The sequence below is a fragment of the Nitrobacter sp. 62-23 genome, assembly GCF_001897285.1.
In the GTDB taxonomy this organism is placed as follows: Bacteria; Pseudomonadota; Alphaproteobacteria; order Rhizobiales; family Xanthobacteraceae; genus Nitrobacter.
The window spans coordinates 1-24,796 of the sequence record NZ_MKSM01000034.1; the positions used below are offsets into that span (position 1 = coordinate 1).

A 24,796-nucleotide genomic window follows, 5' to 3' on the forward strand; every position below is an offset into this window, starting at 1 on the left:
GTCGATCTTCCGCGCGCTGCGCAAGCACTTCGGCAACCAGATCCCGGAGACCATCATCGAGCCGGGCCGCGGCATGGTGGGCAACGCCGGCGTGATCGAGGCGGAGGTCGTTCTGATCTCGAAGAAGAGCGACGACGACGAGAACCGCTGGGTCTATCTCGACATCGGCAAGTTCGGCGGACTTGCCGAGACCATGGACGAGTCGATCCGCTACGCCATCAGGACGCGGCATGACGGCGCCGAGATGACGCCGTGCGTGCTGGCCGGGCCGACCTGCGACTCCGCCGATGTGCTCTACGAGAAGCAGCCGTATCCGCTTCCGGTGACGCTGGAGATCGGCGACAAGCTGCTGATCGAAGGCACCGGCGCCTATACGTCGACTTACTCGTCTGTGGCCTTCAACGGCTTCCCGCCGTTGAAGACGTACCACATCTGAGGCGCAAGCTCTCCCGGTTGCGGGAGATGAACGAGAACCGGAAGCCGGGCCGCCGGCTTCCACCCCGTCACAGTTGTTTTGCTGACAACTCCGCGGTCACCTGTCCGCTGGAGTGGGGACTGACGCGCCATGGCCACTGGTCTGACCAAGATCGCCGATCACACCGAAGCCACTCCGTTCGTCATCCGCGCCGAGCGCCCTTCGGACGTCGCCGCGCGCGAGGCGCTGCTTGACGCGAGCTTCGGCGAAAACCGCCATGCGCGCACCTGTCAGCGCCTGCGCGTCGGACGTATGCCCGCCGATGGCCTCGCCTTCACGGCCACGCGTCGAGGCAGGCTGGTCGGCACCGTGCGGCTGTGGCACGTCAGCGCTGGAGGCGTTCCGGCGCTGATGCTCGGGCCGCTCGCGGTCGATGCATCCTGCCGCAAACTTGGCACAGGCGCCACGTTGATGACGCGCGCGCTCCGTGTCGCGCGGGCGCGCGGCCACGGCGCGGTGATCCTGCTCGGCGAGGCAGCATACTATTCGCGCTTCGGATTTTCCGCGCTTGTGACCGGCAATCTGTCCCTGCCCGGCCCGTTCGAACCCGAGCGGCTGCTGGCGCTCGAACTGCGCGCGGGTGCGCTGAAAGGCGCCTCGGGTCTGATTACAGCGATCGGCGTTATTGCGCCGGGAGCGCAGAAAGATCATGCGCGATGGCGGCCGCTGCCGCGAGCGGCGTAAACGGAACCAGGGCGAGAAACACTCGCTCCGGCGAGCGAGGCCCGATCACCGCCGACTCGCGCCAAGATGTCGCGGTCCACACATTGACTTCGCTGCGGATCGCCTTACTTTTGAAGAATGATGTCGAATGCCTGCAATAACCGTTTGTTGCTACGCGCAGGTCACCTCCAAGCAGGACGGTGACCCGGACGGACGCGCGCGTCCGTGCCGTCCGGGATAGTTCGACTGCATCCCCAACCGAACACTTTTAATCCAGGCACATTGAGCGATGCATCGTGCATCGCGAGCCGTGCCACCCCGGTCGTGATCGCACCGATCCCGACACGGCCAATTCGCGGTGAACAACATGCTGGACAATCTGCAGACCCGTCTCCCCGCCATTGCCATCAGCGCGCGCGACATCGATCGCCTGCGTCACCTTGCCGAGGCCGCAATGGAAAAATATCCGGCGACGGCGGAATTTCTCGCGCGTGAAATCGACCGCGCCGAGATCATCCCGGCCGACCGGCCGGCGCGCAACGTCGTGACAATGCAGTCCGAAGTGACCTTCGTCGACGACATCAGCGGCCAGCAGCGAACGGTCACTCTGGTTTACCCCGAAGACGCCGACGTCGATGCCGGCAAGATCTCGATCCTCACGCCCATCGGCGCGGCGCTCATCGGGCTGTCCGCGGGACAGAGCATCGAGTTCCAGACACCGTCCGGAGGCTGGCGTTCGCTGACGGTGAGCGCCGTCGGGTGAGCGCCGTCGGGTGATCGGTGGCCAAGTGATCGTGACCTGGTGATCCAGGCGACGTGCTTATTCCCGCGCAGGCGTGGATAGGCACGTTACGTTATAAAATATCACCGCGATGATCGCGTCCTGCCGCCGTCGCCAGACCTCCCGGCGGATGCCAAGGCGTTTTTCGAGCGAAGCATATCCTCGGGCTTGCCCCGAGGGTGGATACCGGTTCGCGTGAAGAAACGCGTCAAAACAAAAATCATAGAGCCTCGCTTCTGATACCATCAGAAGCGAAAAGGCTCTAGACTTGGCATATGCCGGGCAGCCATCCTCATGACCAGTCCGATCACCACCACGCGCGCGATGGGAACGATCATGGCGGACATGATCACGGTGCGCATGGTCATTGCGGTCATGCCCACACCACGGACTTCGGCCGCGCCTTCGTCATCGGGATCGGGCTGAATACGGCGTTCGTTCTGGTCGAGGCCGGCTACGGCTTCGCCGCGAATTCCACGGCGCTGCTCGCGGATGCCGGACACAATCTGTCCGACGTGCTCGGCCTGGTTGTTGCGTGGATCGCGGCTGTGCTGTCGCGCCGCCCGCCGACGCCGCGCCTGACTTATGGCTTGCGCAAAACCTCGATCCTGGCCGCACTGGTGAACGCGATCCTTCTGCTCATTGCGTGCGGCGCGATCCTGCTGGAAGCGATCCAGCGGCTGATCCATCCCGAACCGATCGCAAGCCTGACGGTGATGGTGGTCGCCGCGATCGGAATCGTCATCAACGGCATCACGGCATGGCTGTTCGCATCGGGCCGCCGCACCGACCTCAATATTCGCGGCGCCTACCTTCACATGATGGCGGATGCCGCCGTCTCGCTCGGCGTTGTCCTGGCCGCCGCGGCGATGATGATGACGGGATGGTTGTGGCTGGATCCGGCGATGAGTCTCGTCATCGTTGCTGTCATCGTCTGGGGCACGTGGGGCCTTCTGCGCGAAAGCACCGCAATGACGCTGGCAGCGGTGCCTGCCGGTATCGACCCGGTCGCCGTGCGCGTCTTCCTCGGCGAGCATCCCGACGTCGCCTCGATCCACGACCTCCATATCTGGCCGATGAGCACCACCGAGACCGCGCTGACCGCGCATCTGGTCATGCCGGCGGGAAATCCCGGCGACGCATTCCTGACCGATACCTGTCGCGAACTGCAGCGCCGCTTCGGCATCGGCCACGTCACGCTGCAGATCGAGACATCGGTCGACGCCGACTGCGCGCTCGCACCCGACCACGTGGTGTGATCACGTGACATTCATGATCGCGTAGCCGCCGGCGCTCGCTCAACCGCGCGCGGGGCTTGATTTCATCGGCGTTTTGTCGTTTTCAAATGTGCCCTTGGCCCCTTTTGCCGGCCTGCCATCCCTCCCCCCACAATCCGGAGATATATGATGCCGTCTAATGCTTCGTCCGTGCATGCACGCATCACCGGCCCGATCGTCATGATCGGTTTCGGTTCGATCGGCAAAGGCACCCTGCCGCTGATCGAGAAGCATTTCGAATTCGACAAATCCCGCTTCGTCATCATCGATCCGCATGCGGACGACACGCTGGCGAAAAAGCACGGCGTCAAATTCATCAAGCAGGCCATCACGCGCGACAACTATCACGACGTCCTTGTTCCGCTGCTGACGCAAGGCGGCGGACAGGGCTTCTGCGTCAATCTGTCCGTGGACACCGGCTCCGTCGATCTCATGACCATGTGCCGCGAGATCGGGTCACTCTACATCGACACCGTGGTCGAGCCGTGGCTCGGATTCTATTTCGACAAGAGCGCTGGCCCGGAAAAGCGCTCCAACTACGCGCTGCGCGAAACGCTGCTCGCCGCCAAGCGCAGGAGCGAGGGCGGCACAACCGCGGTCTCAACATGCGGCGCCAACCCCGGCATGGTGTCGTGGTTCGTCAAGCAGGCGCTGCTCGACATCGCGCGCGACACCGGGACGGAGTTCAACGAACCGAAGAGCCGCGAAGGCTGGGGCCAGCTTGCGCACAAGCTCGGCGTCAAGGGCATCCACATCGCCGAGCGCGACACACAGCGCGCCAGGACACCGAAGCCGATGAACGTGTTCGTCAACACCTGGTCGGTCGAAGGGTTCGTCTCCGAGGGCCTGCAGCCGGCTGAACTCGGCTGGGGCACGCACGAGACGTGGATGCCGAACAACGCCTGCAAGCACGACACGGGATGTCAGGCCGCGATCTATTTGCTGCAACCCGGCGGCAATACGCGCGTCCGCTCATGGTGCCCGACACCGGGACCGCAATACGGGTTTCTGGTCACGCATAACGAGTCGATCTCGATCGCCGACTATTTCACCGTGCGCGACGGCCAGAACGTGATCTATCGCCCGACCTGCCACTACGCCTACCATCCCGCGAACGACGCCGTGCTGTCGCTGCACGAGATGTTCGGCGCGGAAGGCAGGATGCAGCCGAAGTGGCACATTCTGGACGAGACTGAGATCGTCGACGGCATCGACGAGCTTGGCGTGCTGGTCTATGGACACGGCAAGAACGCCTACTGGTACGGCTCGCAGCTCTCGATCGAGGAAGCTCGCCGCGTGGCGCCCTATCAGAACGCGACCGGCCTGCAGGTCTCATCCGCCGTGCTCGCGGGCATGGTCTGGGCGCTGGAAAACCCGGAAGCCGGCATCGTGGAAGCGGACGAGATGGACTTCCGCCGCTGCCTCGAAATCCAGCGGCCTTATCTCGGTCCGGTGAAAGGCTTCTACACCGACTGGACGCCGCTCACTGATCGCCCCGGACTTTTTCCGGAAGACATCGATAGCTCGGATCCGTGGCAGTTCAGGAACGTGCTGGTGCGGTGATTCAATGATCGTCATTCGAGGATGCGGGGCGCAGGCCCGCTGGCGTATCGTTGCGGAATGACGGGATACTGAATCACGCTGGTGTTTCGACGTCCGCGGGAACGACTGAAATAGCACCGCCTACTTTTCCTTGATCGGCGGCGCGGTCTTCTCCGCCGGCGCAGATGGAAGCGCCGGTTGAGCGCCGGCCTTCCGTGCATCGGCATCGGGCTGTGCGGGCTCCGGTGCTGGCGTGGTGGGACGGGTGCCGCCCGGCTTGGCGTCCGCAGGCCCATTCTGCTTGCCCGCGGGCACGGCGGGAATTTGCGACGGCGTCTGTGTCTGCTGCGCGATCGCGGTCTGCCCTTGCGCGGGTTGCATCAGCGAACCGCCGGGCGCAGCCATGCCTGTCGCGGCGATCAGCACCGCGATCGCCAGACCTTTTCCCGCGTTACGTGACCTGGCGCCGGACGCGCGTTTGTTCGCATGCATCAGTTGACCGCAAATTATTTGGCGAACCAACGACCCGGCGCATGCAAAGTTCCTCCCCGGAACCAAAGGCGCGCAACGCCCGACAACGACGGGAATAATCGAAATATTCCGTCGAGGTGCGCGACTACAGTTCGGCCAGTCCCGCGTCGCCGTTTTGAAGCGCAAAAGCCAGCATGGAGCCTTTCGCATTCCATGCCAGCGCTGCGACAGGTGCGTCGCCGTCGCGGCGAACGGCGACCTTGGCACCGTTGGCAATCTTAACCATCAGGATAACGCCGTTCTCGTAGCCGGCGGCAAGGAAGTCCTGCGTGGGGTGGAATGCGACCGCGGTGACGCGCGCCTGCAATTGCGCCAGCATCAACGGCTCCTTGTCCATTGGGCCGTCTTTGCTGGCGAACGGCCACACCACCACCCGGTCGGCTCCGGATGTGGCCAGCGCCTTCCCGCCCGGGCTCCATGACAGCGATTTGACGCGGCTCGGATAGCCGGTCATCTGCATGTGCTGCGCGTCGGCCAGCCGCCAGCCGTGCAGCGCCGGCTCGTGCATGGCGGTGACGATAAACCTGCTGTCGGGGCTGAACATGACGCCGAGGTGCGAGCCGGCCCATTCCAGCCGTTCCGGCTGCGCCGTCATGTTGGGAAACCACAAGGTCACGCCGTTGTAATGCGCGAGCGCAAGCCGCAGGCCTTTCGGCGCGAAGGCGAGTCCGCCGACGCTCGATGGCGCTTCGATCGACTTGTCTTCGCCCTTGGCCCCGCGCACAAACGCGGTCTTGCCGACCGACCACGCGATCGCGCCGTCTGGATGAACCGCAACATTGTCGATCCAGCGGCGTTTCGCGTCGGTCACGAGGACCGAACTCTCGCCCTTCATGTCGAGCGCGACAACCTTGCCGTCATCGCCCCCCGTGATGATCCGTTTGCCGTCCGAAACCGACGACAGGATCGCGCCGCCATGAACGGTCGCCGCGACCTTCTCGCCGTCGCCGGAAACCAGCGTGATCGTCTCCTCGTCTCCGACGAAGGCGGCGCGGTCGCCGATGAAATACACGGCGGCAACCGGCGTGCCGATGGCGACGGGACGCACGCGTTCGCCGATCGTGGTGATGGAGTTCTGCTGTGGAGCGCTGGAGATGGTCATCACGCGGCGATGCAGTTCTGGAAGCCTTCGCGGATCAGCGCTTCCGGCAATTCGCGACCGATGAAGACGACGCGGCTTTCTCGTTTCTCACCGGGTTTCCACTCGCGCTGGCGGCTGCCCTCCAGCATCATGTGAACGCCCTGGAAAACGTAGCGATCGTTATCGTCGGCGAAAGCGAGAATGCCCTTCGAGCGCAGGATCTTCTGTCCTTCCGCCGCCAGCAGTTCCTGTAGCCACGGCATGAACTTCTCCTGATCGAGCGGCTTGTCCGAGCGTAACGACATCGATTGCATCTCTTCGTCATGGTAGTGCTTCAGGCCATGGTCGTGCTCGTGATCATGGTCATGATGATGGTCGTGGTCATGATCGTGGTGGTCATGATGATGATCGTGATCATGGTGATGATCGTGATCGTCCTTGGCGAGGAAATCCGGCTCGAGTTCGAGGATACGGTCGAGATCGAACGCGCCGCGTTCCAGAACATCCGACAGCGCCACCTGGCAGCGCTCGGTGTGATGCAACTTGGCGTAAGGATTGATGCCGCGTATCCGCCCTTCAACCTCGGCCAGTTCGGACTTGGAAACCAGATCGGTCTTGTTGAGCACGATGACGTCGGCGAAGGCGATCTGGTTCTTGGCCTCGGGCGCATCCTTCAGCCGCTCGCTCAACCATTTGGCGTCGGCGACCGTAACCACGGCATCAAGCCGCGCATTATTCTGCACGTCCTCGTCGACGAAAAAGGTCTGCGCGACCGGCGCCGGATCGGCAACGCCCGTAGTCTCCACGATGATGGCGTCGAACTTGCCCTTGCGCTTCATCAGGCCTTCGAGAATGCGCACGAGGTCGCCGCGCACCGTGCAGCAGACGCAGCCGTTGTTCATTTCGAATACTTCCTCGTCCGCGCCGATGATCAGGTCGTTGTCGATGCCGACCTCCCCGAACTCGTTGACGATCACGGCGTATTTCTTGCCGTGATTTTCAGACAGGATACGATTCAACAACGTGGTCTTGCCTGCGCCGAGATAGCCCGTGAGCACGGTCACGGGGATTTTCGTCGAGGCAGAAGCGTTCACATCGGACATCAATTCAACTCGCGGCTGCTCCCCTCCCCTTGCGGGAGAGGCTGGGGTTCAATGGCGCGCACAGATAGCAGCGAACAGCCCTGACTTCCCGGTCGGGACGGCAAGGAAGGCACCGCTCGATCATTCCGCCAGCGCGCTCGTCAGTGCCTTTATATTATGCCTGACCATGGCAATGTAAGTGGGGGCATCGCCCTTTTCGTCGCTCAAGCTGTCGGAATACAAGGTCCCCCCGACCTGCGCCCCGGATTCAGCCGCAATCCGACGGATCAGCCGCTCATCACTGAGATTCTCCAGGAAAATGGCCGGGATCTTCGCATTTCTGATCTGCTTGACCGTCATGGCGATGTCGCGCGCGCTCGGCTCGCTGTCGGTCGAGACGCCCTGCGGGGCGATGAAAGCGATGCCATAGGCCGCCTCGAAATAGCCAAACGCATTATGGGTCGAGATCACCTTGCGCCGCTCGGGCGGAATCCGCTCCACCGCACCGCGAACCTCCCGATCCAGCGTATCGAGTTTGGACAGATAGGCCGCCGCATTGGCCCGATAAAGCGTCTCACCCGGCGGATCCGCCGCGATCAGACCATCGCGAATATTGGTGACGTAGATCCTGGCATTGGCGACGGATTGCCATGCATGTGGATCGGCCGGGTCTTCGTCATGTCCGGCGCTGTGCCCTTCGCCAGCGTCCGCCCCGCGCAAGGCAACGCCGCTGGACGCAACCACGATCGCCGCATGACCACCGGAGGCTTGCACCAGCCGCGGGAGCCAGCCTTCAAGGCCGAGACCGTTGACGATCACCAGTTTCGCGGCTGCGACTTTCCTGACGTCCGCCGGCGTCGGGGTGAACATATGCACGTCGCCATTGGTCCCGACCAGCGTCGTGACATCAACCCGCACGCCTCCGACTTCCTTGGCGAAATCACCGAGGATGGAGAAGCTTGCGACGACCGCGATACGATGATCACTGCCGGTGCCGTCATGACTTTGGGCGCGAGCGGGAGCCAGCGACGCCAGCACCATCGCGAGTGCCCAGAATACGAGACGGAAAGACCGCGCCATCATCAGGCTTCGAGATGGGGCGCGGGGAAAAGCTGCCGAAGCATCCCGCCGACGCTGCCGAACAGCACCGACATCACATAAAGCGCGGTGGCGACCAGAATGACCGCAGGCCCCGACGGCACCTTGCTGTGGAATGACAGCACCAGTCCTGCGTACCCCGACAGCATCGCGCTGACGACGGCGACCATCATCATGCCGGTGATGTCGCGCGCCCAGAACCGCGCAATGGCGGCCGGCAGCACCATCAGCCCGACCGCCAGCAGCGTGCCCAGCGCGTGGAAGCCGTTGACCAGATTGATGACGACGAGCGCTAGAAACGCCAGATGCGCCGGCGCGCCCGCACGGCTCACGGTGCGCAGAAACAGCGGATCGACGCATTCGATCACCAGCGGGCGATAGATCACGGCGAGAACCACAAGCGTCACGGTGGCGTTGATCGCGATCACGATCAGCGTCTGGTTGTCCATCGCAAGGATATTGCCGAACAGCACATGCAGCAGATCGATGTTGGTGCCCTTGACCGACACGATGGTGACGCCGAGCGCAAGCGAGGCGAGATAAAAGGTCGCGAGCGACGCATCCTCTTTCAGTTCGGTGACGCGCGACACCACGCCGGCCAGAATCGCCACCGCGAACCCCGCGATCAACCCGCCGGCCGTCATCGCGAACAGATTGAGGCCCGACAGCAGGAAGCCGATGGCCGCTCCCGGCAGGATCGCATGCGCCATCGCATCGCCGACGAGACTCATCCGCCGCAGCATCAGGAACACGCCGATCGGCGCCGCGCCGAGCGCGAGCGCAATCGACGCCGCCAGCGCACGGCGCATGAATTCGAAATCGGCGAAGGGAGCGACCAGCCAGTCGTAGACCATAAGTGCCTCAGGCCGCGCGCGGCGGCAGGTGCGCCGCGCAGGCCGCGGCGCCGTCGTCGAAGGCTTCGCACATCTGCCGGGCGCGCGCGAGATTGTCCGATGTCAGCACCTGCGTCGTCGCTCCCCACGCCACTTCGCCGCGCGCCAGCAGAAGCGTCTGCGGAAAATTCGCGCGCACCAGATCCATGTCGTGCAGCGCCGCGAGCACCGTGCGTTTCTCCTCGTGCCAGCGTCGCACCAGAGCGAGCAGATCGGCCGAGGTCTTGGCGTCGATCGCGTTGAACGGCTCGTCCAGCACGATCACGGCCGCATCCTGCAACAACACCCGCGCGAACAGCATCCGCTGCATCTGCCCGCCCGACAGCGTGCCGATGGGGCGGTTTTCGAATCCGTTGAGGCCGACCGCCGCCAACGCATCCACGATCTTCGCGCGCCCGGAACGGCCCAATGCGCCGAACGCGCCGGTGGCGCGCCACAGCCCGGAGCCGGTGAAATCGAACACCGAAATCGGAAAGCTGCGGTCGATCTCGGCGCTCTGCGGCAGATAGGCGATGTCGCGGAGGTCGCGCTTGCCGCGCAAGATCGACCCGGCCAGCGGCTTCAGGATGCCGACGATGCCGCGAAACAGCGTCGACTTGCCCGCGCCGTTCGGACCGACGACCGCCAGCAGCGCACCGGACGCAACTTCGCCGCTCAGGTGATGAACGGCCGGATGCCGGTCATAGCCGAGAGTGACGTCGCGGAACTGCAGTTGCGCCGCCATCTCACCTCATCGCCAGCAGCACGGCGGCCCAAAGCCCGGCGCTGACCGCAAGCGCGGCGCCGAGCCGCGCCGCCAGCGCCATCCGCAGGATGGACCACGGCACCGCCTGGGCCGGATGGGGCGTGGACGGACCGTGGGTGTGCCCATGCTCGTGAGCATGACCATGGTCGCGATCGTGAGAATGGAGCACTTGATACGCTTTCCGATCCAGGAACGGGATAAGGAGTCAGACTGCCAATATCCTGATATAATCGTTATATTATAACATCACAGGTGTCCAGCGGAGAAGGCCTCCCGACGCGACGGGCCGCAAGGCGGCCCCGTTTCACGCCAGATGGCGAACCAGCGCGAGACCGGCGAACAGGCCTGCGATCGCCAGCACGAGCGAGCCAGCCACATAGAGGGCCGCCAGGCCGATCTCACCGCGTTCGTACAACAGCGCGGAATCGAGCGAGAATGTCGAGAAGGTGGTGTAGCCGCCGAGAACCCCGGTCATCACGAACAGCCGCCACGGCTGCGCGGCACTGCCCTTGAACGCGAGATAGCCGGCGATCAGGCCCATCACGAGCGAACCGGAAATATTGATGAAAAATGTGCCGAACGGAAAATGCGTCCCGAAAATCCGCGCGCACAAAATATTGATCCCATGCCGAAAGGTCGCGCCGAGGCCGCCGCCGACAAAAACCAGAAGATAATTCATCGTTTGTCCTGTCGTTGAAAGCCTCGCGCCCGCTAATCGGCCGTCATTGTCTCGCGCGTTGTGTCTTGCCGAAAATGCTTCGACGCGGCAAGGCGGCCGCACCATCGGGTGCTTAAGAGCGATAAAAAAGGCGGCACCATCGTGCCGCCTTTTGAATTCTCACAATCTCGGCAGAGAGGCCGTCAGGAGGCCTTGCCCAAAAGCTCGTCCACGTATTCCCAGTTCACCAGATGATCCAGGAACGCCTTCAGGTAGTCGGGACGGCGGTTGCGGTAGTCGATGTAATAGGAATGCTCCCAGACGTCGCAGCCAAGGATCGGGGTCGCGCCGTGAATCAGCGGATTTTCCCCGTTCGGCGTCTTGGTGACTTCGAGCTTGCCGTTCTTCACCTGCAGCCAGGCCCAGCCGGACCCGAACTGCCCGGCGCCGGCCGCGGCGAAAGCGGCCTTGAATTTGTCCAGACCGCCCAGATCCTCGGCAATCTTCTTCTCCAGGCGGCCGGGCAGCTTGTCGCCGCCGCCGTTTGGCTTCATCCACTGCCAGAAATGCAGGTGGTTGTAGTGCTGACCGGCGTTGTTGAAGACACCCACGAACGCGCTCTTGCCATACGAAGTCTTGACGATGTCTTCGAGCGATTTGCCTTCGAATTCGGTCCCCTTGATCGCGTTGTTGCCGTTGGTCACGTACGCCTGATGGTGCTTATCGTGATGATATTCCAAGGTTTCTCGCGACATATGGGGCGCGAGCGCATCGTAGGAATAAGGCAGGTTCGGAAGCGTGAAGGTCATGGGTTATTGTCCGAATTGATGGGAGAACTGGTGGGAACTAGAGGATCTGACGAGACCCTCTGTTGAGGGTTCCATCGCCGTAGATACTACGATAGCCGTTACATACCATAACATAGGGGCGGTCAACGTTGAGTCTTCGGTCTTGCAGGCTGCGTATTCATGGGACGCGCGGCTGCCGCCGATGTCAGCCTTCGCGAGCGGGCCGGGCAACCTCAGGGCGGGCGTTTGCATTTGATGGATCGCACCGATCGGTCATGTCGGGATATAACCGTTAGGCGGCGCTTCCGGCTCGCTTTAGACAGACCACCGATCGTGAGACATCCTGTCGCGAACACGGCTTCACCTTCCATATGACGTGGCACGACTCCTTTTTTTTGTTATGCACACCGGATTGCTCTGGAGGTTGTCATGCTCGTGCGATCCGGTTTCACGATTGCGATCCTTGCCGCCGCCCTATCCGTCGCCGATGCGCAGACAGCGCCCGATCCCACCGGCATCTGGCTGACGCAGGCCGGTGACGCCAAGGTCCGTATCAGCAAATGCCGCGGTGGAATTTGCGGCGTGGTGGTCTGGCTGCGCAGCCCCGTCGATCCCGCGACCGGACGGCCGGCCGTCGATGACAAGAATCGCAATCCGTCGCTGGCCAAACGACCGATGATCGGGCTGCCACTGTTCCAGGGCATGTCGCCGAGCGGCCCGAACAAATGGTCCGGCACGATCTACAACGCCGACGATGGCAACAGCTACGCCAGCAGCATTTCCGTCGCCAGCGCCGGCGCATTGCGCGTGGAAGGCTGCGTCGGCGGGTTGTGCGGCGGGGAGATGTGGACACGTTCCCGCCGCTGAATAACGGACAACGGCGCTCGCCCTCAACGTCTCGCCTTCAAAGTTTTGCCGCGCGCAGCCGCAGCGCGTTACCGACGACGCTCACCGACGACAGCGCCATCGCCGCCGCCGCCACGATCGGGGACAGCAGCAGGCCGAAGACCGGATAAAGAACGCCGGCCGCGATCGGGATGCCGGCGGCGTTGTAGACGAAGGCGAAGATCAGGTTTTGCCGGATGTTGCGCATGGTCGCCTCGGAGAGACGACGGGCGCGAACGATACCGCCGAGATCGCCCTTGAGCAGCGTCACGCCGGCGCTCTCCATGGCGATATCGGTCCCGGTGCCCATGGCGATGCCGACATCGGCGGAGGCGAGCGCCGGAGCGTCGTTGGTGCCGTCTCCGGCCATCGCCACGACATGCCCCTCCTTCTGAAGCCGGGTGACGATGGCGCTCTTCTGCTCCGGCAAAACATCCGCCTCGACCTCGGCGATGCCAAGCTGCTTTGCGACCGCATCGGCGGTGGTGCGGTTGTCGCCGGTCAGCATGACGACCTTGACGCCCTCGCCGGCCAGCGCTTTCAGGGCGGCCGGCGTCGACGGCTTCACCGGATCGGCGATCGCGAACAGACCGGCCAGCTTGCCGTCGACCGCGATGTTGATGACGGTGGCTCCAGCGGCGCGCAGCCGCTGGGCGCGGGGCGTCATTCCGGCAACGGCAACCTGCGCGGATTCAAGAAACGCGGCCGATCCGATCAGCACCGTCCTGCCATCGACCTTTCCGCTCACGCCTTTTCCGGCCGGCGCATCGAACTCCTGCACGTCGTTCAGCGCCAGATTGCGTTGCTTCGCCGCGGCCGTAATAGCGTCAGCGAGAGGATGTTCGCTGGATCGTTCGACGCTCGCAGCGAGCCGCAGCAGATCGTCCTTGTGAAAACCTTCCGCGGCCTCGATGGCGACGAGCCTGGGTTTTCCTTCCGTCAACGTGCCGGTCTTGTCGACCACCAGCGTATCGACCTTCTCCATGCGCTCCAGCGCCTCGGCGTTCCTGATCAGGACGCCGGCCTGCGCGCCGCGCCCGACGCCGACCATGATCGACATCGGCGTCGCAAGGCCCAGCGCGCAGGGGCACGCGATAATCAGCACGCTCACTCCGGCGACCAGACCGAAGGCGAGACGCGGCTCGGGTCCAACCAAAGCCCCGACCGCGAACGCCGCCACGGCCGCGGCGATGACGGCCGGCACGAACCAGCCGGCCACCTGATCGGCCAGACGCTGGATCGGCGCGCGCGACCGCTGCGCCTGCGCGACCATCTGTACGATCCGGGACAGCAGCGTGTCACGTCCGATCTTCTCGGCCCGCATCACGAAACTTCCCGAGCGATTGATGGTGCCGGCGATCACTTTGGCGCCGGCTTCCTTGCTGACCGGCATCGATTCTCCGGTCACCATGGACTCATCGAGCGACGAGCGGCCGTCCGCGATGACGCCATCCACCGGCACCTTCTCGCCGGGACGCACGCGGAGGCGATCGCCGACGACAATGTCGTCGAGCGCCACGTCGTGGTCCGCGCCCGACTCGTCGACGCGGCGCGCGTTCTTCGGCGCGAGATCGAGCAGCGCCTTGATCGCACCCGATGTCGCCTCTCGCGCGCGCAGTTCAAGCACCTGCCCGAGCAGCACCAGGATCGTGATGACCGCTGCCGCCTCGAAATAGACGGCGACCGCGCCGTCGTGCCCGCGAAAGGCCGGCGGAAATAGTCCCGGCCCGAAGGTGGCGGCAATGCTGTAGAGATAGGCCACGCCGGTACCCATCGCGATCAGCGTGAACATGTTGAGGTTGCGCGTCAGCAGCGACTGCCAGCCGCGCACGAAGAACGGCCAGCCGGCCCAGATCACCACCGGCGTCGCAAAGGCGAACTGAATCCAGTTCGACAGCGTCGGCTCGACCCAGCCATGCGCTCCCGCAATGTGTCCCCCCATGTCCAGCACGATCACAGGCAGCGCGAGGATCAATCCGATCCAGAAACGCCGCGACATGTCCGCAAGTTCAGGATTAGGCGCGTCATCCAGCGACACCAGTTCGGGCTCCAGCGCCATTCCGCAGATGGGACAAGCGCCGGGGCCGACCTGACGGACGTCCGGGTGCATCGGACAGGTGTAGATGGTGCCTTCGGGGACATCCGCCGGCGACGGAGCCTTGGACTTGTCGAGATACGACTGCGGCGACGCGGCGAATTTGGTCCGACAGCCGGCGGAACAGAAGTGATAGGTCGTGCCGTGATGATCGAAGCGATGCTTGCTGTTCTGCGGGTCGACGCTCATGCCGCAGACAGGATCAAGGACTTTCCCGTCATTCGTATCGACGACAGGATGCTGATCGTGATGAGATGCGTGTTTGTCATGGAGCGCGTGCGCGCCATGGTCATGCTCGGTCATGGCGTTCCCGCCGCAGCAATTCGAGCCGTCGGATGCGTCGGTGGAAGACGCAGCCTGCGTTCCGGCCGCGCTGCAGCAGCCATTTTTCGAGGTCGCCTGTTCGGCTGCGCTCATCCGGAGTCTCCACGTTCGGCGCTTGCAGAATATACCCTGTAGGGGTATATACTGCGCATGCGCGATAATCTCAAGGCGTCCTGCCGCAAACGATTGAGCCGGATCGAAGGCCAGGTGCGTGGCCTGTCGCGAATGGTCGATGAAGACCGCTATTGCATCGACATCGTGACGCAGATTTCGGCCGTGCGCGCCGCGCTCCGGCGGGTCGAGGAGGAAGTGCTCAAGGACCATGTGGCGCATTGTGTCGAGCATGCGATCACAAGCGGCAACAAGGCCGATCAGCGCCGCAAGATTGCCGAGCTGATGGCCGTCATCGAGCGGGCGGACCGGTAAGTCGAACGCATAACCGCCAAATGAGTTCAGTACGTCGCATGCGGCCTTCACTCGAGAGGTCGCACGGGCAACATTTTGCCTCTCGACGCACGCTTTTTCCTGAAAGCGGTAAAAAGCGCAGGCCCCGGCGCGATCTGGATGTTTCAGGTGATGGATCACGATGATTCTGGATCAACCGATCCGAAATCATCAACGTGACTGGCTTCGAAAAGTCGAGAGCGGACGGGCGAAACCCGCTTCCGCTTTTTTCTCGCACCGGAGTCTTTCACCGTTCCCGGAGAGGGTAAAAGACTCCGGCTTCTTGCTTTGACGCGTTCTCTTCACGCGAGCCGGGTTTTGCTTTGCTCGAAAACGCTTTAACGCATCTGTCTCGCCGCCTCGACCATATTTATGAGTGCCGGCTTGACTTCCTCCCACTTGCGGGTCTTCAGCCCGCAATCCGGATTGATCCAGAGCTGGGTATCGGAAAGGCGCTGCCGCGCAAGCTTGAGCAGGCTCGTCATCTCATCGACCGCAGGCACGCGCGGGGAGTGAATGTCGTAGACGCCGGGACCTATTTCGTTCGGGTATTTGTAGTTCCTGAAGGCGTCGAGCAGTTCCATCTTGGAGCGCGACGTCTCGATCGAAATGACGTCGGCGTCCATCGCCGCGATCGCGTCGATGATGTCGTTGAATTCCGAATAGCACATATGAGTGTGGATCTGGGTCGCATCGGCGACGCCGCTCGCGCACAGACGGAAACATTCGACGGCCCAGTCGAGATACGCCTTCCATTCGGACCGGCGGAGCGGCAGTCCTTCGCGCAGCGCAGCCTCGTCGATCTGGATCATCGATGCACCGGCCGTCTCCAGGTCGGCGACCTCATCGCGGATCGCGAGCGCGATCTGCCGGCAGGCGAGGCTGCGCGGCACATCATCGCGCACGAAGGACCAGTTGAGGATGGTCACGGGGCCGGTGAGCATGCCCTTCATCGGCCTCGATGTCAGCGATTGCGCGTATGTCCACCAGCCGACGGTCATCGGGCTGGGCCGGGACACGTCGCCGAACAGAATCGGCGGACGGACGCAGCGCGAGCCGTAGCTCTGCACCCAGCCGTGCCTGGTGAAAGCGAATCCGGAAAGCTGCTCGCCGAAATACTGCACCATGTCGTTGCGCTCGAACTCACCATGCACGAGCACGTCGAGGCCGATATCTTCCTGCCAGCGGATGGTGCGCGCCGTCTCCTCTCGCAAAAACGTCTCATAGTCAGCATCGCTCAGTGCGCCCTTGACGTGCGCCGACCGCGCCTTGCGGACCTCGGCGGTCTGAGGGAACGAACCGATGGTCGTTGTTGGGAACGACGGAAGACCGAAGCGGTCCCGCTGCAACTTCGCGCGATCCGCAAAGGCGCTCTTGCGCCGGGCCATGCCGGGCGTGACCGCTCCGATCCGTGCCGCAACCACGGCGTCATGAACCTTCGGCGACGCCTTGCGCGCCGCCGCGGCGTCTGCCGATGCTTTCATGGCATCACTGACCGAGGCGCGGCCTCTAACCAAGGCTTCGCCCAGCGTCGCCAGCTCACCCATCTTCTGCACCGAGAACGCGAGCCAGCTTTTCAGCTCGGCATCCAGATCGGTTTCCAGCGAAACGTCGATCGGCACATGCAGAAGCGAGCAGGACGGCGCGATCTGCACGCGATCGACACCGCGGCTGGCGACCAAGGGTTCGAGACGCTCAAGCAGCGCCGGCAGGTTGGCGCGCCAGATATTGCGGCCGTCGATCACGCCGAGCGACAGGACCAGATCGCGCCGCGCTTTTGCCGCCACGATGTCGAGCTGTTCCGGAGCTCGGACGAGATCCAGATGAAGACCCGCGACCGGCAACGAGAGTGCGGTATCGAGGTTGTCGCCAAGGCCGCCGAAATAAGTAGTCAGCATGATCTTCAAATTTGGCAGCGCGCCCGCGAGCTGTTCATATGTCGCGCGCAACGCCTTGCGGGTCGCATCGTCGAGATCGAGAACGAGACAGGGCTCGTCGAGCTGCACCCACTCCGCGCCCTCCGCGGCGAGGCGCTTGAGCACCTCGATATAGACCGGCAGCAGACCGGAAAGCAGCGACAGCGGATCGAGATCCGCGTCCTTGCTCTTGCCGAGTTTCAGATAGGTGACGGGCCCGAGCAGCACCGGCCGTGTCCGGTACCCCAGCGCCTTGGCCTCGCGATATTCATCGACAGCCTTGAGCGACGAGAGTTCAAACCGTTGGCCCTTTCCGAAATCCGGCACCATGTAATGATAATTGGTGTCGAACCACTTGGTCATTTCCTGCGCCGGCGCGCCGTGAGCGTGACCGTCACCCTGATGACCATGCGCGCAGGCCGCATCGCCAATTCCGCCCTGCGCGCCACGCGCCATCGCGAAATAGGTCGCGACCGGCACCGGCCCGCTTTCCCATCCGTAGATGTCCGGGATCGCGCCGACCATGACGCTGGTGTCGAGCACATGATCATAGAGCGTGAAATCGTTCGACGGGATGACGGTGACGCCGAGCGACTTCTGGCGCGCCCAGTTCGCGGCACGCAAGCCGGCCGCCGCTTCAAGCAGCGCGGATTCGCTGGACTTGCCCGACCAATAGCTTTCGAGCGCGATTTTCAATTCGCGACGCGGGCCGATGCGCGGCGTGCCGAGCGTGGCGACAGGAACAGAGAAAACTGACACGGCTTTACCCCATGTGTTGGGGGCTGGGCCTTAGCGACGCGGCATGGGAATCCTGGCGAGGCTTGCCATGAAAACCGCAAGCGCACCACCGGGACACCCCGCCCGAGGACGACTATGTTGCCGGGGCAGGTCTCCTGGCTCGCGGGTCTCGGCTTCGGTCCGGCCTTCCCGGGATTACTCCCAGTGACACTGATGGACCACGGCTCGCCGCTTACAGTTGCGGGGGCAGCGCCGGCATTGCCAATCCATGGACGAAGGCCCATCGACCAGAGCGCACCGGCTTCCCTCTTAGCTCCGGGCTTGAATGTCCCGGAGAACCTCGACGATCAATCCTATGGGCCAGCGGGCAGGCAGCGTCAACCGCCAAGGCGGATCAGGTCAAATCCGAATCGTTCTCGTTCCGATAGAATTGCGTGCCGATCACGATCGGCGGACGGCCCTGCTCCCTGCGGTGTTGATTGGTGTCGCGCAGCGAATAAACGCAGCCGCAATATTCCTGCTGATAGAATTCCTCGCGCTTGCTGATCTCGATCATCCGCTGCGCGCCGCCGCCCTTGCGCCAGTTGAAATCCCAATACGACAGCCCTTCATAACGTCCGGCCGCGCGATGGCCGCAATCATTGATCTGCGCCATGTTCTTCCACCGGGAGATGCCGAGGCAGGACGTCATCACCGGAAATCCGTGTTCGTGCGCATAGAGCGCGGTGCGTTCGAAGCGCATGTCGAAACACATGGTGCACCGCGCGCCGCGTTCCGGTTCCCACTCCATGCCCTTGGCGCGCGCGAACCAGTTGTCCTTGTCGTAATCGGCATCGACGAACGGCACGCCGTGCTTCTCCGCGAAGCGGACGTTCTCGTCCTTGCGCAGCAGATATTCTTTCAGCGGATGGATGTTCGGGTTGTAAAAAAAGATCGTGTAATCGATCTCCGAGGCCAGCATCGCCTCCATCACCTCGCCTGAGCAAGGCGCGCAACAGGAGTGCAGAAGCACTTTGTTCTGCCCGTTCGGGGGCGTCAGGTTCAGTCGGACGAAGTCGTTCACGGGTCAGGCTCGGCGGGTTGAGCCGCGAGACGTGGGATGCGCGGCGTATCTGCGGAGATAAAGGTCTGAACGGCCGGAGCGTCAAGAGCGGGGCGAACAGTGAGCCGGTTTCGTCCCGCTGTGGATTGCGAGTATTCCGCGTCGGGATCTGAAACGATCTGTTGACACTGAATGAGGTAGAGATACTAAATATAGTGGTCACGGTCTCTCGAGTCGCAATACCGAGAGCTAAGAGGGAAGCTGGTGCGCTGGGGCAAATGACCCGGCAATGCCGGCGCTGCCCCCGCAACTGTAAGCGGCGAGCCGAAGTCCACTTTATTGTCACTGGGATCGCAAGGTCCCGGGAAGACCGGACTGACGCTGGGACCCGCGAGCCAGGAGACCTGCCGCGACAGCAAAAACGTTCCCTGGGCGGGGGTCCCGGCGGGTCGCTTGTCAGGTGGCGGCTTTGCCGCGGCATTCCTGCGCGCGTCTCCGCACGACCCCGCTCGCAACAAAACCGGGGTTTGAGCGATGTCCGTCGCAACCGAAACTGCATCCGCTGCGCGTTCCGTGCGTCCGTCTTTATCCGCTTCGGCTGCGGCGCCATCCAGCGAACCCGCGTATCAGGTCATCCGACGCAACGGATCGGTCTCGCCGTTCGATTCCACGAAGATTGCGGTCGCGCTGACCAAGGCATTCCTCGCGGTCGAGGGCAGCAGCGCCGCCGCCTCGCGCCGGGTCCACGACATCGTCGCCGAGCTGACCGGCCAGATCGTCGCCAACCTGACCCGGCGCACCGACGCCGGCCGCACCTTTCACATCGAGGACATTCAGGACCAGGCCGAACTCGCGCTGATGCGAAGCGAGCATCACAAGGTCGCGCGCGCCTATGTGCTCTATCGCGAGGAACGGGCGCGCCAGCGGACCAAGGCGCAGGAGTCGAAAGCGAAGAAGGGCGGCGCGGCGGCGACGCCTGCATTGCGGATGAAGTCGGCGGACGGATCGTTGACGCCTCTCGACACCAGGCGCCTCGCCACTGTGGTGGAGGAAGCCTGCGCCGGCCTCGACGGCGCTGTTGCCGAAACCATTCTGACCGAGGCGCATCGCAATCTCTACGATGGTATTAGCGCGGATGAACTGGCGCTGGCGCCGATCCTCGCGGCGCGCACGCTGGTCGAGACCGATCCGGACTACGCCAAGGCCAGCGCACGGCTTCTGCTCGACAAGCTGCGCCGCGAGGCATTGAGCTTCGTTGCCGGACGTCCCGAGCAGGCGACCCAGGCGGAGATGGCGGGGCGTTACGCGGACTATTTCCGCGCCTATGTGCAAACCGGCATCGCCAACGAGCTGCTCGATCCGGAGATCGCGCGCTTCGATCTTGACCGGCTTGCGGCCGCGCTGAAGCCGGAGCGCGACCTGCAGTTCGACTATCTCGGATTTCAGACGCTTTACGATCGCTACTTCCTGCATGTCCGCGGCACGCGTTTCGAACTGCCGCAGGCGTTTTTCATGCGCGTCGCCTGCGGGCTGGCGCTGCGCGAGATCGACAGGGAGGAGAAAGCGATCGCCTTTTACGACCTGCTTTCGTCGTTCGACTTCATGGCCTCAACGCCGACGCTGTTCAACGCCGGAACGTTGCGGCCGCAGCTCTCGTCCTGCTTTCTCACGACGGTGGCCGACGATCTCGACGGCATCTTCAAGGCGATCAAGGACAATGCGCTGCTGTCGAAATACGCCGGCGGCCTCGGCAACGACTGGACGCGCGTGCGCGGGCTCGGCGCGCACATCAAGGGCACCAACGGCGAAAGCCAGGGCGTTGTGCCGTTCCTGAAGGTTGCGAACGACACCGCGATCGCCGTCAACCAGGGCGGCAAGCGCAAGGGCGCGGTGTGCGCGTATCTCGAGACCTGGCACATCGACATCGAGGAGTTTCTCGATCTGCGCAAGAACACCGGCGACGACCGTCGCCGCACCCATGACATGAATACGGCGAACTGGGTGCCGGACCTCTTCATGCAGCGGGTCGAGGAAGACGGTGCCTGGACCTTGTTCTCTCCGGACGAGACGCCGGACCTGCACGACCTCACCGGCAAGGCTTTCGCCGAACGCTATGCCTTCTATGAAGAGAAGGCCGCGCGCGGCGAGATGCGGGTGACGAAGCAAGTCCGCGCTATCGACCTGTGGCGGCGCATGCTGACCATGCTGTTCGAGACCGGGCATCCCTGGATCACATTCAAGGACCCGTGCAACCTGCGCTCGCCGCAGCAGCATTGCGGCGTCGTGCATTCCTCGAACCTCTGCACCGAGATTACGCTCAACACCTCAAACACCGAGGTCGCGGTGTGCAATCTCGGCTCGGTCAATCTCGTCAACCATCTGCATGACGGCAGGCTCGACCACGAGCACCTCGCGCGCACGGTGAAGACCGCGATGCGGATGCTCGACAACGTGCTGGACGTGAATTTCTACACAATTCCGGAAGCACGGACCTCAAACCTGCGCCATCGACCGGTCGGGCTCGGCATCATGGGCTTCCAGGATGCGATCAACATCCTGAGGTTGCCCTACGCCTCAGATGAGGCCGCCTTCTTCGCCGACGAAAGCATGGAGACGATTGCGTACTGGGCGATCTCCGGCTCGGTCGATCTCGCGGCCGAGCGCGGCCGCTATCCTTCATACGAGGGATCGCTGTGGTCGAAGGGCATCCTGCCGCTGGATTCGCTTGTGCTCGTCGACGAGGCGCGCGGCGCTCCGGTCGACCTCGACCGCTCCAGCCGTCTCGACTGGGACACGCTGCGCCAGCGCGTCATGACAATCGGCATGCGCAACTCGAACTGCATGGCGATAGCGCCGACCGCGACGATCTCCAATATCTGCGGCGTTTCGCAGTCGATCGAGCCCGCCTATCAGAACCTCTACGTCAAATCCAACATGTCCGGCGACTTCACGGTGGTGAACGCCTATCTCGTGCGTGATCTCAAGGCGCGCGGATTGTGGGACGAGGTGATGATCTCGGACCTCAAGTACTTCGACGGCAGCCTGGGCCAAATCGATCGCGTGCCGGACGATCTCAAGGCGCTCTACGCCACCGCCTTCGAGATCGACACAACCTGGCTGATCGACGCCGCCGCGCGCCGGCAGAAGTGGATCGACCAGGCCCAGTCGCTCAATCTTTACATCGCCAACCCGAGCGGCAAGAAGCTCGATGCGCTCTATCGCCATGCCTGGAAGCGCGGCCTCAAGACCACATACTACCTGCGCTCGCGCAGCGCCACGCATGTGGAGAAATCGACGCTGAAGGGTACGGACGGCAAGCTCAATGCCGTCTCGGCGTCGGTGTCGGCAGCGTCATCGAATGGCCGCGCTACCGACACTATCGAGACCGAAGGCTGGAAAGCCTGCCGCATCGACGATCCCACCTGCGAGGCGTGTCAGTAAGCCGTCTGGTCTGCCACCGGCCACGCCATGACGAAGACTAAGAAATCCAGGGAACATCACCATGCTTGACTGGTCCGACACCTCCCCTTCCGCGCCGACGCCACCTGCCCCGCCGATGACACACGCGCACGATGGGGCGGAGTCCGATTCGGCAGCGCGCGAGACAACGATCGAAACACTTGCCGACGCCACCGGCCTCGGCGAAATCGACCGCAACGCCGCGCGGGTGCGCGTCGACGACAAGCGGATGATCAACGCCCGCGCCGACGTCAACCAGTTGCTGCCGCTGAAGTATCGCTGGGCCTGGGAGAAGTATCTTTCCGGCTGCAACAATCACTGGATGCCGACCGAGGTGTCGATGCAGGCCGACATCGCGCTGTGGAAGTCGAAGGACGGCTTGACCGACGACGAGCGACGCATGATCAAGCGCAACCTCGGCTTCTTCGCGGCATCCGAATCGCTCGTCGCCAACAACATCGTGCTGGCGATCTACCGCCACCTCACCAACCCGGAATGCCGGCAATATCTGCTGCGGCAGGCCTTCGAGGAAGCGGTGCATACCCATACGTTCCAGTACATCGTCGAAAGCCTCGGCCTCGACGAGGGCGAGTTGTTCAACATGTATCGCGAGGTGCCATCCATTACCGACAAGGCGGCCTGGGCGCTCAAGCACACCCAGCATCTCGACGATCCCGGCTTCAAGACCGGCACGCCGGAAGCGGATCAGGCCTTCCTGCGCGACCTCGTCGCCTTCTACGTCGTGTTCGAGGGCATGTGGTTCTACACCGGCTTTGTGCAGATCCTCTCGCTCGGCCGCCGCAACAAGATGGTCGGCATCGCCGAGCAGTACCAGTACATCCTGCGTGACGAGTCGATCCACCTGAATTTCGGCATCGACGTCATCAACCAGATCAAGATCGAGAACCCTCATCTCTGGACTAAATCGTTCCAGGAAGAGGTGCGCGCCATGCTGAAGAACGCCGCCGATCTTGAAGCAGCGTATGGACGGGACACCATGCCGCGTGGATTCCTCGGTTTAAACGCGACGCTGTGTGAAACGTACATGCACGTCATCGCCAATCGCCGCTGCGCTCAACTCGGACTGGCGCCGGTGTTCGCCGAGGCCGACAACCCGTTCCCGTGGATGAGCGAGGCGATGGATCTCAAGAAGGAAAAGAACTTTTTCGAGACCCGCGTCATCGAATATCAGAACGGCGGTGCGCTCGTCTGGGATTGAAGACGGCGCGTTGGAGCATGACGGACAGCCGACATTGTGAGTACCAGGGATGTCAGCGGCGCCGTCTTGCAGCCCTCTCCTGAAAAGGATCGATGGTGCCGGACTGTTGGTGTTGGGCGCGGTTCTCATTGCGAGCGGCCGGGCACTTGCGTATACTGGACGACGGTTCCGGGCGCGCGCGCTTCTGTCGTTGGGCATTGCTTCTCTTGTGTTGAAGATCGTTCTGCGAAATCGGCCCGCCGAATGCGTGATGGCGGAAACGAAAGAAGCTTCGAGGCCGCCGAACATCGGGGGCGCTTCCATCGGGACACTTCCATGCATCGGGATCCTTCCATGAACACTCTGAACAGGAAAATCCGCTAATGAAGTATTTGTTGACACTCTTGCTGTTCATCGGCGTTGGAACGACGATGACGGTAACTGAAAGCTCCGCGCAAGTCGGGCGCGGCGCCGTATCGGGCGCAATCATTGGCGGAGCAATTGGCGGTGGCCGTGGCGCTGCAATAGGCGCGACCGCCGGAGCGGTCGCAGGCGCTCATCATCGGCATCGGAGCTGGCATAACTATTACTGGCGCAACGGACGATGCTGGTATCGCGCTCGGAACGGCCGGTCTCATTCAGTGCCGAATCGCTACTGTCATTGAGAGTGGGTGTCGAGGTTTATGATCTCGTAAAGTGGAAACCGGTTTTCGGAAAAGATCGTGCTCAAACAAAAGATGAGCAAGGAGTTCTGATTCAACGCAAATTGAAACAGACGCTAGAGCAGTTCCAGACTAGCAAAAGTGCTCAGCTGTTTTGCTTCCGGGACTGCATAAAGACGCAGGGATAGAGCAAGAAATAGAACATCGAAAGGTTCGTATTTTCGTCGGAAACGCTCAAGCACAGCGCTTGACCTTACGAAACATTCCGTGGCTTGCCGACAAGGCGTTGGCAAGCCACGGAAGCGCTTCAAGCGCCGCTTCGAAGCTTGGATGTTCGGCGGCGGCGACCACATAGCGCAGGTGGGAGACCTCGACAGCCATCGCCGCACTCCCCTATTCCGATGGCCGCAGCGAGGCCC

The 24,796-nt window shown here is 62.9% G+C and carries 22 protein-coding genes, 1 pseudogene and 2 riboswitches; of the genes and pseudogenes, 10 read left to right on the plus strand and 13 right to left on the minus strand.

Annotation, left to right across the window (positions count from 1 at the left end; genetic code table 11):
• The 5 genes and pseudogenes from BGO16_RS03530 to BGO16_RS03550 all read left to right on the plus strand — a co-directional run.
• Positions 1-436: pseudogene (locus BGO16_RS03530) on the plus strand (ornithine decarboxylase); the annotation flags it as partial.
• Between the two features lie 129 nt (positions 437-565).
• Positions 566-1,159, plus strand: a complete 594-nt coding sequence (locus BGO16_RS03535; RefSeq protein ID WP_292617221.1) for an N-acetyltransferase — start codon at positions 566-568, stop codon at positions 1,157-1,159.
• Between the two features lie 346 nt (positions 1,160-1,505).
• Positions 1,506-1,901: a nucleoside diphosphate kinase regulator gene (gene rnk, locus BGO16_RS03540; RefSeq protein ID WP_292617222.1), complete on the plus strand. Its 396-nt coding sequence runs from the start codon at positions 1,506-1,508 to the stop codon at positions 1,899-1,901.
• Positions 1,902-2,194: 293 nt separating this feature from the next.
• A complete protein-coding gene (locus BGO16_RS03545; protein ID WP_292617223.1) occupies positions 2,195-3,178 on the plus strand; it encodes a cation diffusion facilitator family transporter in 984 nt (327 codons plus the stop codon).
• A 147-nt stretch (positions 3,179-3,325) separates the two neighbouring features.
• Positions 3,326-4,759 carry a homospermidine synthase gene (locus BGO16_RS03550; protein ID WP_292617224.1) on the plus strand — a complete coding sequence of 478 codons (1,434 nt, stop codon included), beginning with the start codon at positions 3,326-3,328 and terminating at the stop codon, positions 4,757-4,759.
• Positions 4,760-4,879: 120 nt separating this feature from the next.
• Here BGO16_RS03550 and BGO16_RS03555 read toward each other — a convergent pair whose 3' ends face one another.
• From BGO16_RS03555 to BGO16_RS03595, 9 genes are all read right to left on the minus strand, one after another.
• The gene (locus tag BGO16_RS03555; RefSeq protein WP_292617225.1) at positions 4,880-5,230 is read right to left on the minus strand and encodes a hypothetical protein; all 351 of its coding nucleotides are present in this window, start codon (positions 5,228-5,230) and stop codon (positions 4,880-4,882) included.
• Between the two features lie 124 nt (positions 5,231-5,354).
• Positions 5,355-6,371 carry a WD40 repeat domain-containing protein gene (locus BGO16_RS03560; protein ID WP_292617226.1) on the minus strand — a complete coding sequence of 339 codons (1,017 nt, stop codon included), beginning with the start codon at positions 6,369-6,371 and terminating at the stop codon, positions 5,355-5,357.
• Positions 6,371-7,453: a GTP-binding protein gene (locus BGO16_RS03565; protein WP_292617227.1), complete on the minus strand. Its 1,083-nt coding sequence runs from the start codon at positions 7,451-7,453 to the stop codon at positions 6,371-6,373. The genes BGO16_RS03560 and BGO16_RS03565 overlap by 1 nt, the downstream gene beginning before the upstream one ends.
• A gap of 120 nt (positions 7,454-7,573) precedes the next feature.
• A complete protein-coding gene (locus BGO16_RS03570) occupies positions 7,574-8,512 on the minus strand; it encodes a zinc ABC transporter substrate-binding protein (protein ID WP_292617228.1) in 939 nt (312 codons plus the stop codon).
• A 2-nt stretch (positions 8,513-8,514) separates the two neighbouring features.
• Positions 8,515-9,384, minus strand: coding sequence for a metal ABC transporter permease (locus BGO16_RS03575; RefSeq protein ID WP_292617229.1), 870 nt, complete (start codon positions 9,382-9,384; stop codon positions 8,515-8,517).
• A gap of 7 nt (positions 9,385-9,391) precedes the next feature.
• Entirely contained in the window at positions 9,392-10,147 is a 756-nt protein-coding gene (locus BGO16_RS03580) for an ABC transporter ATP-binding protein (RefSeq protein WP_292617230.1), read from the minus strand.
• Between the two features lies 1 nt (position 10,148).
• Positions 10,149-10,337, minus strand: a complete 189-nt coding sequence (locus tag BGO16_RS03585) for a hypothetical protein (protein WP_292617231.1) — start codon at positions 10,335-10,337, stop codon at positions 10,149-10,151.
• A 135-nt stretch (positions 10,338-10,472) separates the two neighbouring features.
• Positions 10,473-10,847 carry a fluoride efflux transporter CrcB gene (crcB, locus tag BGO16_RS03590; protein ID WP_292617232.1) on the minus strand — a complete coding sequence of 125 codons (375 nt, stop codon included), beginning with the start codon at positions 10,845-10,847 and terminating at the stop codon, positions 10,473-10,475.
• A gap of 182 nt (positions 10,848-11,029) precedes the next feature.
• Positions 11,030-11,635 carry a superoxide dismutase gene (locus BGO16_RS03595; RefSeq protein WP_292617233.1) on the minus strand — a complete coding sequence of 202 codons (606 nt, stop codon included), beginning with the start codon at positions 11,633-11,635 and terminating at the stop codon, positions 11,030-11,032.
• Between the two features lie 408 nt (positions 11,636-12,043).
• Between BGO16_RS03595 and BGO16_RS03600 the strand changes: the two genes are divergently transcribed.
• Positions 12,044-12,481, plus strand: a complete 438-nt coding sequence (locus tag BGO16_RS03600) for a DUF2147 domain-containing protein (RefSeq protein ID WP_292617234.1) — start codon at positions 12,044-12,046, stop codon at positions 12,479-12,481.
• Positions 12,482-12,518: 37 nt separating this feature from the next.
• Here BGO16_RS03600 and BGO16_RS03605 read toward each other — a convergent pair whose 3' ends face one another.
• Complete coding sequence (locus BGO16_RS03605; RefSeq protein ID WP_292617235.1) at positions 12,519-15,011, minus strand: heavy metal translocating P-type ATPase; 2,493 nt, start codon at positions 15,009-15,011, stop codon at positions 12,519-12,521.
• A gap of 57 nt (positions 15,012-15,068) precedes the next feature.
• Between BGO16_RS03605 and BGO16_RS03610 the strand changes: the two genes are divergently transcribed.
• Complete coding sequence (locus BGO16_RS03610) at positions 15,069-15,344, plus strand: metal-sensitive transcriptional regulator (RefSeq protein WP_292613052.1); 276 nt, start codon at positions 15,069-15,071, stop codon at positions 15,342-15,344.
• A 356-nt stretch (positions 15,345-15,700) separates the two neighbouring features.
• Here BGO16_RS03610 and metE read toward each other — a convergent pair whose 3' ends face one another.
• Both metE and BGO16_RS03620 read right to left on the minus strand, forming a co-directional pair.
• Positions 15,701-18,037, minus strand: a complete 2,337-nt coding sequence (gene metE, locus BGO16_RS03615) for a 5-methyltetrahydropteroyltriglutamate--homocysteine S-methyltransferase (protein WP_292617236.1) — start codon at positions 18,035-18,037, stop codon at positions 15,701-15,703.
• A gap of 106 nt (positions 18,038-18,143) precedes the next feature.
• A riboswitch (cobalamin riboswitch) is annotated at positions 18,144-18,374 on the minus strand.
• A gap of 36 nt (positions 18,375-18,410) precedes the next feature.
• Entirely contained in the window at positions 18,411-19,079 is a 669-nt protein-coding gene (locus tag BGO16_RS03620) for an epoxyqueuosine reductase QueH (RefSeq protein WP_292617237.1), read from the minus strand.
• Positions 19,080-19,263: 184 nt separating this feature from the next.
• Positions 19,264-19,485, plus strand: a riboswitch (cobalamin riboswitch).
• 107 nt (positions 19,486-19,592) lie between these two features.
• Between BGO16_RS03620 and BGO16_RS03625 the strand changes: the two genes are divergently transcribed.
• From BGO16_RS03625 to BGO16_RS03635, 3 genes are all read left to right on the plus strand, one after another.
• The gene (locus BGO16_RS03625) at positions 19,593-22,499 is read left to right on the plus strand and encodes a ribonucleoside-diphosphate reductase subunit alpha (RefSeq protein ID WP_292617238.1); all 2,907 of its coding nucleotides are present in this window, start codon (positions 19,593-19,595) and stop codon (positions 22,497-22,499) included.
• Positions 22,500-22,560: 61 nt separating this feature from the next.
• Positions 22,561-23,736: a ribonucleotide-diphosphate reductase subunit beta gene (locus BGO16_RS03630; RefSeq protein WP_292617239.1), complete on the plus strand. Its 1,176-nt coding sequence runs from the start codon at positions 22,561-22,563 to the stop codon at positions 23,734-23,736.
• A gap of 410 nt (positions 23,737-24,146) precedes the next feature.
• Positions 24,147-24,380, plus strand: coding sequence for a YMGG-like glycine zipper-containing protein (locus tag BGO16_RS03635; protein ID WP_292617241.1), 234 nt, complete (start codon positions 24,147-24,149; stop codon positions 24,378-24,380).
• A gap of 231 nt (positions 24,381-24,611) precedes the next feature.
• Here the strand turns inward: BGO16_RS03635 and BGO16_RS03640 are convergent, their stop codons facing one another.
• Complete coding sequence (locus BGO16_RS03640) at positions 24,612-24,758, minus strand: hypothetical protein (RefSeq protein WP_292617240.1); 147 nt, start codon at positions 24,756-24,758, stop codon at positions 24,612-24,614.
• Between the last annotated feature and the right edge of the window lie 38 nt (positions 24,759-24,796).